Source organism: Solwaraspora sp. WMMA2056, from assembly GCF_030345095.1.
In the GTDB taxonomy this organism is placed as follows: Bacteria; Actinomycetota; Actinomycetes; order Mycobacteriales; family Micromonosporaceae; genus Micromonospora_E.
The window spans coordinates 2,539,919-2,553,415 of record NZ_CP128360.1; the positions used below are offsets into that span (position 1 = coordinate 2,539,919).

The following is a 13,497-nucleotide window of genomic DNA, read 5'->3' on the forward strand; positions in this document are numbered from 1 at the left end:
GGTGCGTTCTGTGCGATGGAGACGAGGCAACTGGCCGGATCTCGACGTAGGGTGACCTCTGAGGTCCCCCCGCTTTCGTGGAGCGGTGGTTACCTGACGCCGGTCGGCGCCGGGATGGTTCCGTTCGAGTCTGGCTGATCGATTCGTGTCGACGCCCAGGCGGTCTCGTACTCGTCCGGGCTGAGGTAGCCGAGGTCACGCTGGATCCGACGAGGGTTGTACCACCCGTCGATGTAGGTGAAGATCGCGTTCTCGGCCTCGTCGCGGGTCCGCCACGACGTCCGGTACACCAACTCGGTCTTCAACGTCGAGAAGAAGTTCTCCATCAGAGCGTTGTCATAACTATCCCCAGTGGAACCCATCGACGGCAGAATCCCGTTGTCCGCCAACCGTTGCCCGAACCGGAACGACGTATAGTTCGACCCCTTGTCGCTGTGGTGGATCAACTCCTGATCCCGCACATCCCGCGACCAGATCCCGTACTCCAACGCGCCGAGGATCAGGTCGGTGTCGCACCGATCGGAGGTCTTCCACCCCACGATCCGGTTCGAGAACGCGTCCCGGACCGCCGCCAGCCAGAACACACCCTGACCGCACGGGATCCGGGTCGCGTCGGCAACCCACAACCGGTTCGGCGCCGACGCGGTGAAGTCCCGGTTGACCAGGTCCGGTGCCGGAGTGTGCCGCGGGTCCTGCTTCGTGGACCCGCCCCGCCAGCCACGTCGCAGGAACGCCCCCTGCCAACCCTGGCCGGCCATCAGCCGCTCCACCCGCTTACGGCCGACCCGGACACCGTCCCGCGCCAACCGCCGATGCACCCGGTCCGCGCCATAGGTGTGCCCCGACGCGACCCAGATCTCGTGGATGTTGGACAACAACGCCCGGTCGACCTCAGCCCGATCACACGGCCGGACCGTCTTGTCGCGCCAGCCGTAGTACGTCGACGCGGTGATGTTCAGGACCCGTAGCAGGAGCGCGACCGCGTAACGGCCACGATGTTCGTCAACGAACCTCATGACCGACGCCGGGTCGGGTCGAGCTCCTGGGCGAAATACACCGACGCGGCCTTCAAGATCTCGTTCGCCCTGCGCAACTCGGTGTTCTCCCGCCGCAACCGCCGGTTCTCCTCAACCATGTCCGTCGTCGGCCGATCACCGCGCTGACCCTGGTCGGCCTCGTCCTGACGGATCCAGTTGCGCAGCGCCTCGTGATGCACGCCGAGCTGGTCAGCCAGCCGACGGATCACCGGCTTCGGATCCGACTCCCGATACAACCGGACAGCACGAGCACGCAGCTCATCGGGGTACTTCTTCGGTGCTGGCACGAATGCCTCCTCCCATGGCCATCAGACCACGATCAGAAGCTCCGTGAAACCGGGGGGACCTCAACCCGACCGCGAGAGGCGGCAAGGATGGCCGTCGTGACGGCAACGCGGGCGCGGTGCTCGGCAACCGTCAGATCCGCGAGAATCCAATGCGCGTCGGCGGATGCCTGGTCCGCTGGGCGGCTTCGCGCGACGGCGACGACGGTGAAACCGGCTGCGACGGCCAGCGGCGCAATGGCACGACCAAGGCGTCCGGACGCGCCGAGCAGGACAAGGAGTGGGCTCATCGAGTGCACCACTGCCAGGTCTCGGCGAACTGGGTGAAGGAGCGGCAGTACTCTCGGCGTGCCTGGCGCCAGGGGCCTGGCCGGAGCAGCCGATCGGCGAACGCCTCACGGGCGCGGGTGATGTCCGTGGCGTCCCAGCCGCTGCTCAGCTCGATGGCCGACAGCAGCGGTGCCTGGCTGGCCTCGTCGTCGCGCATCACCCGGTCGGTGATCTCGGCCGGAGTCATGTTCAGATGGATGCTCGACGCCGGGATGCTCTTGGACATCTTCGGGTAGCCGGCCAGTCCTTCAAGGACCCGGAAATACAGGGCGCCGATCCCGCCCTGCCAACCGAGACTCAAATCGCCGGCACCGGCCTGCCGGTGCAGCACCAGCCGGGCCAGGTCGGTGAAGTAGGACTCTTCCACGCCGGAGACCATGAGGACGTCACCTGCGCCGCCCTCGAAAGGGCCGAGAATGTCGGCGACCGTGTACAGCGAGTCGACGACCACTCCAGTCTCACTGCCGAGCAGCCCGTGGTCGGCGTACAGCTCCAACAGGCTTTCCCGGTGCTCCTGGAAGTCGGCCCGAGACAGGTAACGGGCCACCCTCCCGGCACGGATCAGGTTGGCGTGGTCAAGGTGAGACCGCAGTTCGGCCGCGTCCCGGTCCAGGCCGATCGCGACGAGGAACGCGGACATCTGGTCCCTGACCTGGACCAGCGTCTGCCAGGGCACGTTGCGGGAGTTCCACGCGCCGAGGTCCGAGATGACGACGGTCATCGGCGCGCCGAGTCGGCGTTGCAACTCGACGATGCCGAGCATGACCGACAGGGTGCCTGCGGTCGGTGCGTTCGTCGGACCGAAGCCGGTCACGACAGACATCGACTGGCGCTTGTATGGGTCCAGGACCGTGAGCGCGTTGTCAGCGTGGGCGAATCGGGCTGCGGTTTGCCCGAGCTCTTCGGCCAAGACCTCGGCCGATCGCAGATCTATTGACGCTGGTGGCATGTCTGGCTTCCTCTACCTGAGGTCGGTGAGCATGGTCAGCAGCCGCATGGCGTTACCGGAGCGGCGAGCGTGACGAACCCGGGCGCTCGCTTCGTCGATGTCGACTCCGCTTGCTCCCACGACGAGCGCGGCGTTCAGCTCGACCAGCATGGTTGCGGCCGTGTCGTCTCCGGGGGCGAGCGCAGCGGTGACGAGCGCGGCGTTCCCGGCATGTGTGGGTTGGTGCGCGACGGCCTGACGCCATGAGGACGTCGGCTCGGTGCCCTGATGGATGCCGCAGGTGATTAGCCCGTCGGTGAGACGGGCCAGCCGCGCCTGACCAACGCCGGCGTACTCGTCGACGGTCTCGCCGGGGGAGAGCTCCGTGCAGGTGACGACGCCGAGGGCGAGTTCTGGCCTGATTCTCTGTAGCGCTGCGGCCGCGAGCGTGACGTCGCGGTGCGCCAGGCCGAGCAGGTAGCTGCTCGCGCGGACGCAGAGAGCGGCGACTGGCATGAAGAAACTTGCCGGATTCAGGGTGTCGAAGACGTCGTCGTACCGGTCTGCGTAGCGAGGGCAAAAGACTGGGTAGCCGACGAAAGCAATGCCGTAACGCTCCAGCACTTCAGGAATGCCCGTTGGCTGGCTGACCGGTCGTATGCCGAGGAGATCCAGGACGTCGGCGGCTCCGGAGACCGCGGATACCGATCGCGAGATTCCCTTGACGACGCGGGTCCCGGCGGCGGCGGCGAGGATCCCGGCCGCAGTGCTGACGTTGAAGGTCTTGTACTGCTCCTTTCCGCTGCCGGCGACGACGACAGTGCCCCCGGGTACGTCGACCGGCTGGCTGGCGTAGTTGGCGAGCACCGGGTCGAACTGTGTGATCACCGTCCACCACTCGGACAGTTCCGCCGGGCCGAGGCGGTCGGCGCGGAGCAGGTCGACGCACCACCGCCGCCATTGCATGTTCGCCGATGGTGATTCGTCCCGAAGAAACGCGTACAGCTGATCGGGCGACCATCTGTCAGACGGTGCGGCCAGGGACGGGGCGTTCATTTGGTCCACCACGAGCGCGTCGAGCCAGCCGTGCGGGCACCGGACAGCTCAGGACGAGACGCTCCAGGCGTACGCCGAGGCAGGTGTGCAGACAGGCTGAACACCCGCGCCGCCCGTTCGTGCGCCGCGCACGGTCCGAGCGTTCCGCAAGCCAGGCACCTCCCATCGGCGCACGACACCACGTGCTGCGTCAGGACGGCCTGCGCCTCCTCCAGCTGCCCGCCGCCGAGATACGTCGCCACGGTTCCTCCAAGGTCATTTGTTCAATGGGTGGTGTGGCGGGCACGTCGTGCGTGTCGCTTCCATCGACGTCGCCTGCCGTCGCCGTCACCGGGACTCAACGGCTCGCCGTTCGCATCCCTCGATGAACAGGTTGGTCACGCCGATAGATCAGCTGAAGTGGTTCTCCGTCAGCCGGTGTCAGCCGACACCGGGCAGCCACGACGCGCGGGGGCCAGCGAAGCGGCGATAGGGTGCGGCATATGAGTACCGGTGCTCGGCGGGCAAGTGAGTGGACGATCCATGACGAGCGGGTCATCGACGACACGAGGCGTGCCGTGCTGAGCGTCGCCGATGTCGAACTACCCGACGGCGTCCGGTTCGAGCAGTACGTACTCAGGGTGCCGTCCGCCGCGATGGTGATCGTGCTGGACGATGCCGACCGCGTGCTGATGATGTGGCGGCACCGGTTCATCATCGACCGGTGGGTCTGGGAGTTGCCGGGCGGCTACCTTGACCACGACGAGGACCCCGTCGTCTGTGCGGCGCGGGAGGTCGAGGAGGAGACCGGCTGGCGGCCCAGGACCATGGAGCCGCTGCTGGGCTTCCAGCCCATGGTCGGCACCATCGATCAGCAGAACATCATCTACCTTTCCCGAGGGGCAGACCCCACGGGCACCGTGCCTGACGTCAACGAGACTGCGCGAATCGGTTGGATCCCGCTGGCCGAGGTAGAGCAACGGATCCAGGCCGGGGAGATCGTCGGTGCGGGGTCTGTCGCCGGTCTGCTCGCCGTGCTGCTGGCCAAAGCGACAGGGCGAATTTAGGCGGCTTGGAGTAGCGGCCGTACGCGCGCGGAGAACTCCTGCACCGTCGGCAGCCCGGCGTACGGCGTGAGGCGGTCCGCGAGAGTGGCGAGGTATGCGCGCGCCCGTTCGGAGCTCAGACTCTCGGCGGCTTGTGCTGCCTGCACCCCCACCGCGCCGGCTTGCTCCGGCTCACCGGACTGCACGTGGGCAAGCGCCAACAACGCCAGGTTGAACTGCTTGCCGCGGGCATAGGCGCTGCCGTCCATCTCCAACGACCGCACCGCGAACCGGGCCGCGAGCTTGCCTCGGCCGAGCGCGGCGAAGCAGTGTCCGAACTTGGCCGAGAGATACGCTTCGTCGAAGTAGCCGATCCACTGTGGGTTGCTCGTGTTCTCCGCGCGGTCGAAGGCGCGTTCAGCGCGGTCGAGCGCTGCCGTACAGGCCGCCTCGTCGCCGCCCACGGCGTGGCCCTGCGCCTCCAGCACTGCGGATTCCGCCTGGATCGCAGCCATCCCGGACTCGGCCGCCGTGCGACCTGCGGCACGCGCCAAGTCGACCGCCTCTGCCGACGCCCCCAAGTAGGCCGCCTGGTGACTCATCGCCGCGAGGATCTCCGCGCCCAGCGGGCGATCGCCTGCGGCTGTGGCGAGCCGTAGCGCCTGGACCATGTACCGCTGCGCCAAGCCGTTCAGCCCAGCATCGTACGACGCCCAGCCCGCGAGCTGGGTGGCCTCGGCCGCCGCCGAGTACAGCGCGATACCGGTGCGGGCGTCGTACCGACCACGCAGGAGCGGAGCCACCTCGGTATCAAGGAACCGGACCAACCCCTCACGGACGTGGCCGCCACCATAACGGTTGTCGAGCGACCGGTAGACGCCGGAGATATGCCGGATCGTCTCGACGTGAGGTTCACCAACGAGCCTGTCACCGTGGCCGACAGGCTCCTCTTCGAGTCGAGCGGTCAGCCAGCGGAGCGCCGGCGTCAGGAACGCCGCCGCGTTGAATCCCGCACCCATCAGGAGATCTCGCCGTTGCATATCTCCCCGCCACAGCTCTGCCGCGACCTCCGCGCTGTGTCGCCAGTCCTGCGGGAAGTCTAATCCCACCGCCGCGTCGGGGCCCGGCTCAGCGGGACCCGTGACCAGTTCGCCGCTGTCAGCCGACACCTCGCTCACCAGGGCGGACAACTCGCCGTTGGCACCGAGCGCCGTATCGAGCAGCGCCACCACGGACGCGCTGGGCCGCTTGCCGCCGGCCTCGAGATCCCAGAGGTATCCGTGGGAGCAGTGGACCAGCTGCCCGAGCCGGCGAAGCGACAGGCCCCGCTCCTCGCGTAGCGACCTCAAGCGCGGCCCGAAGGCCGGATCGACGACAACGAGCTGTCGCGGCATGGCACGCTCTCCTCGGAAATGAGGTCACGATTGGCCGATTGGTTTTGCCGGAGCTAAGACGTACCTTGACAGTACTCGTTGAATCGTAGTCGTGGAGCATCTAACCGAAGTGGACTACCAATTAGGAGCAATCTGGACTTTGGCCAGTGCCGTCCGAGGCAACGACGGTGGAGTACGACACCGAGCGGGTCAGCCGGCGAGGCCACGCAGGAAGGTCTCGGCGATCGGCACCGCCTGACCGGAGCCGGACCCGCCCTGCTCCACGAAGACGGCGAAGGCCACGTCACCCTGCCAGCCGACGAACCAGGCGTGGGTGTTGGCCGGGTCGTCGTCGTACTCGGCGGTGCCGGTCTTGCCGTGCACCGGATCGCCCGGCACGTCCCGCAGCGCCTCGGCGGTGCCGACGGTGACCGCGTCGCGCATCATCGAGCGCAGCGCCTCGACGGCACCGGTGTCCAGTTGCGGGCCGTCCGGCTCCGGGGTCGGCGGGGCCGGCTCCGAGATCAGTTTCGGCTGACGCCACTGCCCCCGGGCGACCGCCGCCGTCGCACCGGCCATCGCCAATGGACTGACCACCGTGGTGCCCTGCCCGAACGCGGCGGCGGCCCGCTCGGCCGGTGGGCCGCCGGTGGAGACCGTACCGGTGAACGCCGGCACGCCCAGCCGCCACTGACCTTCGAGCCCGAGCAGCCGGCCGGTCTCGGCGAGCCCGTCGGCCCCCAACTTCGGTGCCAGGTTGGCGAAGGTGGTGTTGCAGGATTCGGCGAAGACCGTCCGCATCGGCACCCGCCCCAGCTCGAAGCCGTTGGCGTTGGTGAACGTCCGGCCGTCGACGGTGGCCGTCTTCGGACAGTCGACCGGGTCGTTCGGGCCGACCGCGCCGGCTTCGAGCAGGCCGAGGGTGCTGACCATCTTGAACGTCGATCCGGGCGGGACCTGGGCGGTGAACGCCAGGTTCTCCGTACCGCCGCCGGGGCCGTTGGCGACGGCGAGCAACGCGCCGTCGCTGATCCGTATCGCGACCAGGGCGCTGCGCCGGGAGACCCCGGCCAGCGCGGCGTCGGCGGCGGTCTGAGTGCGCACATCGAGCGTGGTCCGCAGCGCCTCGCCCGGCTGGGCGTCCGCGCGGAACAGCACGTCGCCGCTGGACTGGGTGCCGTCCGGGGCGGTGCCGACGATCTGCACCGAGTAGCCCGGTACGCCGCGTAGCCGCTCCTCGTAGGTGCCCTGCAGCCCGCCGTGCCCGACGAGGTCGCCGATCTCGTACCGGCCGGGGTGTGCCTCCATGTCCTGCCGCTGCACCGGGTCGACCGTGCCGAGCAGCGCGCGGGCGAACTCCCGGGTCGGGGCCAGGTCGCGTTCCTCGCGGCGGAACTTGGTGCCGGGCAGGTCGTAGATCCGGTCCCGGATCTGCTGGTACGCCTCCTCGCGCAGGGTGACCACCTCGACGAAGGCGTCCGGCTGCGCGGCGGTGAGCCGGTCGGACAGCCCCGCGACGTCGATCGGCGGGTCCAGCGCCGGGCGGATCGCGCGGAACGCGGTGTCGAGCGCGGTGACCAGGGCGGCCGGGTCGTCGACCTCGCTCGGTTGGACGCCGACCACGACGACGGCGCGGGGCGCCACGATCGGCTGCCCGGCCCCGTCGAGGACCGATCCACGGACCGGCGCGATGCGGTTCACCGCCAGTTGGTCGCCGCTGTCCAGTTGCGGGTGGACGATCTCCGGGCTCCAGATGATCTGCCAGGCGTCGTCGGCGCCCCGGCGTAGCCGTACCGACGTGGGGTAGCTCCACCGCACCTCACCCGGCAGCGTCCACTCGACCGTCACCGTGCCGGTGGCGATGTCCTCGGTGACCGGGGCGTCGCCGTCGCGGCGCAGCTGCGGCGGACTGTCGTCCAGGTCGCCGACCAGCGCGGTCAGCTCCTCGGTGACCTGGGTGGCCGGCACCCGCTGACCGGCCGGGGTGATGAAACCGATCGCCGACAGATCGCCGCGCTGCCAGCCCTCGATGAAGGCGTCGACCGTGGCTTCCGGTCCGTCGTCGGACGAGCAGGCGGTCAGCACGGTGGTCAGGGTGAGCACCGCCGCCGCGACCGCGACCGGCCGGCGACCCCAGCGGTACGCGCGACGGGGCTGGTGCGCTGCCTGATGACGCATGCGGGCGGTCCCCTTCCGGACGCATGGCGGACTCCACGCACCGTAGTACCCCGACGCATGCGTCCGCTGCCCCTGGCCGGGCGGCAGTGACCCACGCCCCGCCGCGACGAGGACCTATCACACAAAGTACCGAAATGGTGTCACCAAGTCGACGGTGTCGGGCCCATCTGCCGTCAGATGACCGATCCCTGGGGAATAGGCTTGGCGAAGGTTGACCCCACAGCGTGGTGGGGCGAGGGGAGTCTGCACCAATGAACCGGCGTCCGGCGACGAAGACGAAGCGCACCATTACCCCACGGACGTTCCCACCGCCGGAGACGACCCTCGCCGCGGTCGCCGACGACAGCGACGACACCGGCCTCGACGACCCGATGCCGAGCGCGGAACGGCTGATCGCGCAGGCCGTGTCGCTGGCCGACACCGACCACGACACCGCCTCCCTGGTCGACCGCTTCTGGCGGTTCGCCGCCGACGAGGAACTGGTCGGCTACACCCCGCAGGAAATGATCGCCGCCGCCCGGTCGCACCGCGAGCTCGCCGGCAGCCGCCTGCCCGGCGAGTTGAAGCTGCGACTGACCCCACCCGGTGACGGCCAGCCGCACACCGTGATCGAGATCGTCACCGACGACATGCCGTTCCTGGTCGACTCGGTGACCGCGCTGCTCACCGAGCGGCACCTGGATGTGCAGCTGCTGGTCCACCCGCTGGTGGTGGTCCGCCGGGAGCCGCTGGGTCAGCTGACCGAGGTGGCCGCCGACGTCGAGCCCGACGACGCGATCGACGGCGACCTGGTGGAGAGCTGGATCCGCATCGAGCTGGACCCGGTGCGCGACGCCGTCGACCGGGACCGGCTGCGCCGTGACCTCAAGCGGGTCCTCACCGACGTCCGCGAGGCGGTGGAGGACTGGCCGAAGATGCGCCGACGGGCCCTGGCCCTGGCCGACGAGCTCGTCGAGGCGACCGGGCGTGACCAGCAGGCGCTGCCCGTACCGGACAAGGACGTGACCGACTCGGTCGAGCTGCTGCGCTGGCTGGCCGACGACCATTTCACCTTCCTCGGCTACCGCGAGTACCGCCTGGTCGACAGCGGCGACGGGGACAAGGCACTGGTCGCGGTGCTCGGCAGCGGGCTCGGCATCCTGCGTCAGGATCAGACCCGGCCCCGACCGCTGGCGTCGATGACCCCGCAGGCGGCGGCGAAGGCGATGGAACAGCGGCTGCTGGTGATCACCAAGGCGAACTCGCGGGCCACCGTGCACCGGGCCGCCTACCTCGACTACATCGGGTTCAAGACCTTCGACGCCGCCGGCCAGGTGGTCGGCGAGCGGCGGTTCCTGGGCCTGTTCTCCACCGCCGCGTACCGCACCAGCGTGCAGGAGCTGCCGGTGGTCCGGCGCAAGGTCGCCGAGGTGCTGGAACGCTCCGGGCTGAGCCCACGCAGCCACTCCGGCAAGGACATGCTGCAGATCCTGGAGACCTACCCGCGCGACGAGCTGTTCCAGATCCGCACCGACGACCTCTACCAGGCCGTGCTCGGCGTACTGCGGATGGCCGGCCGCCGCCAGCTGCGGCTGTTCCTACGCCCCGACGGGTACGGGCGGTTCCTGTCCTGCCTGATCTACCTGCCCCGGGACCGGTTCACCACGCAGAACCGGCTGCGGATGCAGCAGATCCTGCTGCGCGAGCTCAACGGCGTCGGCGTCGACTACACCACCCGGGTCACCGAGTCGATGCTGGCCCGGGTGCACTTCATCGTGCGTACCGACCCGGCCGCGCCGCCGGCCGCGCTCGACCCGGACCGGCTGGCCGAGTTGCTCGCCGACGCCACCCGGCTGTGGGAGGACGACTTCCGGCTGGTGCTGGAGCGCAAACTCGGCGACGAGTCGGCCAAGTCGCTGCACCGGCGTTACGCCGAGGCCTACCCGGAGGGCTACAAGGAGGAGCACTCCGCGTACGAGGCGGTGCAGGACCTGGCCAAGTTGGAGCTGCTCGACGAGCCGGGCCAGCTGGAGATGCACCTGTTCCGCCCGCCGGGCGGTGGCGGCGACGAACGCGACGTGCGGTTCAAGGTCTACCGGTACGGCGAACCGATGGTCCTCTCCGACGTGCTGCCGGTGCTGCACTCCCTCGGCGTCCAGGTCGTCGACGAGCGGCCGTACGAGATCGACCGCGCCGACCAGCTGATCTACCTGTACGACTTCGGGCTGCGCCTGCCGGTCGGTGCCTGGGCGCTGGCCGAGGTACGCCCACACGTGGAGAACGCGTTCTCGGCGGCGTGGCGCGGCGAGGCGGAGGTCGACGGGTTCAACGAACTGGTGCTGCGCGCCGGGCTGACCTGGCGACAGGTGGTGGTGCTGCGGGCGTACGCGAAGTATCTGCGCCAGGCCGGCACCGTCTTCTCCCAGGAGTACATGGAGGCCACGTTCGTCGCCTACCCGGTGGTCACCCGGCTGCTGATCGACCTGTTCGAGTGCCGGTTCGCGCCGACGCCGGAAGTCGACGACGACCGCCGTCGGCTGCGCGGGCAGGAACTGGTCGCGGCCATCGGCCGGCAGTTCGACGAGGTGGACAGCCTCGACCAGGACCGGATTCTGCGCAGCTACCTGACGTTGATCCTGGCCACCCTGCGGACCAACTTCTACCAGCGCGGCGCCGACGGCCGGCCGGTGCCGTACGTGGCGATCAAGCTGGACCCGCAGGCGGTGCCGGAGCTGCCGGCGCCCCGGCCGGCGTACGAGATCTTCGTCTACTCGCCCCGCTTCGAGGGCGTGCACCTGCGCTTCGGTGAGGTCGCCCGGGGTGGGTTGCGCTGGTCGGACCGGCGGGAGGACTTCCGTACCGAGGTGCTCGGCCTGGTCAAGGCGCAGATGGTGAAGAACGCGGTGATCGTTCCGGTCGGCGCCAAGGGCGGCTTCGTGGTGAAGCAGCCCGGCGGTACGGCGCGGGGCCGGGCGACGGCGCACCCACCGGACCGGGAGGCGGTGCAGGCCGAAGGGGTGGCCTGCTACCAGCAGTTCATCTCCGCGTTGCTGGACGTCACCGACAACATCGTCGGTGGGCGCATCGAGCCGCCGCCGGCGGTGGTCCGCCACGACGGCGACGACCCGTACCTGGTGGTCGCCGCCGACAAGGGCACCGCCACCTTCTCCGACGTGGCGAACGCGATCTCCCAGGCCCGGGGCTTCTGGATGGGCGACGCGTTCGCCTCCGGCGGCTCGGCCGGCTACGACCACAAGAAGATGGGCATCACCGCCCGGGGTGCCTGGGAGTCGGTGAAACGGCACTTCCGGGACCTCGGGGTGGACATCCAGCGACAGGATTTCACTGCCGTCGGCATCGGCGACATGTCCGGCGACGTGTTCGGCAACGGGATGCTGCTGTCCGAGCACATCCGGCTGGTCGCCGCCTTCGACCACCGGCACGTCTTTCTCGACCCGGACCCGGACGCGGCCACCTCCTTCGCCGAGCGGCGGCGGCTGTTCGAGCTGCCGCGCTCGTCGTGGGCCGACTACGACCCGGCACTGATCTCCGACGGCGGGGGCGTGTATCCGCGTACCGCGAAGTCGGTGCCGGTCAGCCGGCAGGTCCGCGCGGCGCTCGGCCTCGACGACGCCGTCGACGTGCTCTCCCCGCCGGAGCTGATCCGGGCGATCCTGCGCGCCCCGGTCGACCTGCTGTTCAACGGCGGCATCGGCACCTACGTCAAGGCGTCGACCGAATCCCACGCCGAGGTCGGCGACAAGGCCAACGACGCCATCCGGGTGGACGGCCGGTCGCTGCGGGCCAGGGTGGTCGGCGAGGGCGGCAACCTGGGGCTCACCCAGCGGGGCCGGATCGAGTACGCCCGCGCCGGCGGGCGTAGCTACACCGACTTCATCGACAACTCGGCCGGGGTGGACTGCTCCGACCACGAGGTCAACATCAAGATCCTGCTCGGCGGCGCGGTCGCCGACGGCGAACTGACCGTGGCGCAGCGCGACGAACTGTTGGTCGAGATGACCGACGAGGTCGCCGCGCTGGTGCTGCGGGACAACTACGACCAGGCGCGGGCGCTGGCCAACGCCTGCGCCCAGGCCCGGTCGCTGCTGCCGGTGCACCGGCGGATGATCACCGACCTGGAGCAGTCCGGCCAGCTGGACCGGGAGTTGGAGGCGCTGCCCAGCGACGACGACCTGGCCGAACGGATCCGCGCCGACGCGGACGGGCTGACCCTGCCCGAGTTCGCGGTGCTGCTCGCCTACACGAAGATCGCCGTCGAGGGGCAGGTGCTCGCCGACGGGCTGCCCGACGAGGCGTGGACCGACCGGGTGCTCGTCGACTACTTCCCGACCCCGCTGCGCGAGCGGTACGCCGCCCGGATGGCCGACCACCGGCTGCGCCGCGAGATCGTGGTGACCAGCCTGGTCAACGAGGCCGTCAACCGGGGCGGCATGTCCTTCGTCTACCGGACGATGGAGGAGACCGGGGCGTCGGCCGCCGACGTGCTGCGCGCCTACGTCGTGATCCGTGACGTGTTCGGCCTCGACGAGCTGTGGGCCGGCATCGACGCGCTGGACACCGTGGTCAGCACCGAGTCGCAGGTGTCGGTCTACCTGGAGAGCCGCCGACTGCTCGACCGCGCGGTGCGGTGGCTGGTCACCAACCGCAAGTCGCCGCTGGACGTGCCGGAGGAGACGGCCCGGCTGCGCGACGGGGTGTCCCGGCTGCTGCCGCAGCTGGGCAGCTTCTTCCGCGGCGACGAGCGGGAGTCGCTGCGGGCACACGTCGCCACGATGGTCGACCGGGGGCTGCCGGCGGACCTCGCCGACCGGGCCACCCGGATCATGTACAGCTTCGGCCTGCTCGACGTGGTGGAGACCGCCGCCGACACCGGAGCCGACGTCACCGAGGTGGCCTCGGTGTACTTCATGCTCTCCGAACGGTTCCGGGTGGACTGGCTGCTGAGCAAGATCTCCCTGCTGCCCCGGGAGGACCGGTGGCAGACGTTGGCCCGTACGGCGCTGCGCTACGACCTGTACGCGGCGTTGGCCGCGCTCACCGTGGAGGTGCTCACCGCCACGTCGGCACAGCTGTCGGTGGAGGACCGGGCCGAACAGTGGGAGCAGGACAACGCCAGCGCGGTGGCCCGGGTCCGGCGGGCGATGGAGGATTTCGCCCACTCACCGGCTGATCTCGCCGCGTTGTCCGTTCTGCTGCGTCAGATCCGCACGTTGGTCCGGACATCTTCGGCGAGCTGACCACGACAGCCGCAGAGGCTGCATAATTTTGGCAGGGCAGGGCGAAGTC

At 69.6% G+C, this 13,497-nt stretch carries 9 protein-coding genes and 1 pseudogene; 3 read left to right on the forward strand and 7 right to left on the reverse strand.

The window, feature by feature from the left end; genetic code table 11:
* Positions 1 to 89: 89 nt before the first annotated feature.
* The 5 genes from O7608_RS11680 to O7608_RS11700 form a co-directional block, all read right to left on the reverse strand.
* Positions 90 to 1,016, reverse strand: a complete 927-nt coding sequence (locus tag O7608_RS11680; RefSeq protein WP_289207450.1) for an IS3 family transposase — start codon at positions 1,014 to 1,016, stop codon at positions 90 to 92.
* On the reverse strand, positions 1,013 to 1,324 hold the full coding sequence (locus O7608_RS11685) for a transposase (RefSeq protein ID WP_289207449.1): 312 nt from the start codon (positions 1,322 to 1,324) through the stop codon (positions 1,013 to 1,015). The genes O7608_RS11680 and O7608_RS11685 overlap by 4 nt, the downstream gene beginning before the upstream one ends.
* Positions 1,325 to 1,356: 32 nt before the next feature.
* Positions 1,357 to 1,611, reverse strand: a complete 255-nt coding sequence (locus tag O7608_RS11690) for an SDR family oxidoreductase (RefSeq protein WP_289209974.1) — start codon at positions 1,609 to 1,611, stop codon at positions 1,357 to 1,359.
* A complete protein-coding gene (locus tag O7608_RS11695) occupies positions 1,608 to 2,474 on the reverse strand; it encodes a nucleotidyl transferase family protein (RefSeq protein WP_289209975.1) in 867 nt (288 codons plus the stop codon). Before O7608_RS11695 ends, O7608_RS11690 begins: the two co-directional genes overlap by 4 nt.
* Positions 2,475 to 2,612: 138 nt before the next feature.
* Positions 2,613 to 3,635, reverse strand: coding sequence for a hypothetical protein (locus O7608_RS11700; protein ID WP_289209976.1), 1,023 nt, complete (start codon positions 3,633 to 3,635; stop codon positions 2,613 to 2,615).
* A 482-nt stretch (positions 3,636 to 4,117) separates the two neighbouring features.
* On the opposite strand from O7608_RS11700, the gene O7608_RS11705 reads away from it, so the two are divergent.
* A complete protein-coding gene (locus O7608_RS11705) occupies positions 4,118 to 4,681 on the forward strand; it encodes an NUDIX hydrolase (RefSeq protein WP_289209977.1) in 564 nt (187 codons plus the stop codon).
* On the opposite strand, the gene O7608_RS11710 is transcribed toward O7608_RS11705, so the two are convergent.
* Entirely contained in the window at positions 4,678 to 6,054 is a 1,377-nt protein-coding gene (locus O7608_RS11710) for a helix-turn-helix domain-containing protein (RefSeq protein ID WP_289209978.1), read from the reverse strand. The genes O7608_RS11705 and O7608_RS11710 overlap by 4 nt on opposite strands.
* A gap of 189 nt (positions 6,055 to 6,243) precedes the next feature.
* Positions 6,244 to 8,211 carry a penicillin-binding transpeptidase domain-containing protein gene (locus tag O7608_RS11715; RefSeq protein WP_289209979.1) on the reverse strand — a complete coding sequence of 656 codons (1,968 nt, stop codon included), beginning with the start codon at positions 8,209 to 8,211 and terminating at the stop codon, positions 6,244 to 6,246.
* 371 nt (positions 8,212 to 8,582) lie between these two features.
* Between O7608_RS11715 and O7608_RS32160 the strand changes: the two are divergent.
* Positions 8,583 to 10,701 (forward strand): annotated as a pseudogene (locus O7608_RS32160) (NAD-glutamate dehydrogenase); the annotation flags it as partial.
* Between the two features lie 53 nt (positions 10,702 to 10,754).
* The gene (locus tag O7608_RS32165) at positions 10,755 to 13,448 is read left to right on the forward strand and encodes an NAD-glutamate dehydrogenase domain-containing protein (RefSeq protein WP_502959213.1); all 2,694 of its coding nucleotides are present in this window, start codon (positions 10,755 to 10,757) and stop codon (positions 13,446 to 13,448) included.
* Positions 13,449 to 13,497: the final 49 nt, after the last annotated feature.

Excerpts from the sequence above, each read along its gene's own strand:
- O7608_RS11680 (WP_289207450.1), bottom strand. The coding sequence starts at position 1,016 with ATGAGGTTCGTTGACGAACATCGTGGCCGTTACGCGGTCGCGCTCCTG.
- O7608_RS11690 (WP_289209974.1), bottom strand. The coding sequence starts at position 1,611 with ATGAGCCCACTCCTTGTCCTGCTCGGCGCGTCCGGACGCCTTGGTCGT.
- O7608_RS11695 (WP_289209975.1), bottom strand. The coding sequence starts at position 2,474 with ATGTCTGTCGTGACCGGCTTCGGTCCGACGAACGCACCGACCGCAGGC.
- O7608_RS11700 (WP_289209976.1), bottom strand. The coding sequence starts at position 3,635 with ATGAACGCCCCGTCCCTGGCCGCACCGTCTGACAGATGGTCGCCCGAT.
- O7608_RS11705 (WP_289209977.1), top strand. The coding sequence starts at position 4,118 with ATGAGTACCGGTGCTCGGCGGGCAAGTGAGTGGACGATCCATGACGAG.
- O7608_RS11710 (WP_289209978.1), bottom strand. The coding sequence starts at position 6,054 with ATGCCGCGACAGCTCGTTGTCGTCGATCCGGCCTTCGGGCCGCGCTTG.
- O7608_RS11715 (WP_289209979.1), bottom strand. The coding sequence starts at position 8,211 with ATGCGTCATCAGGCAGCGCACCAGCCCCGTCGCGCGTACCGCTGGGGT.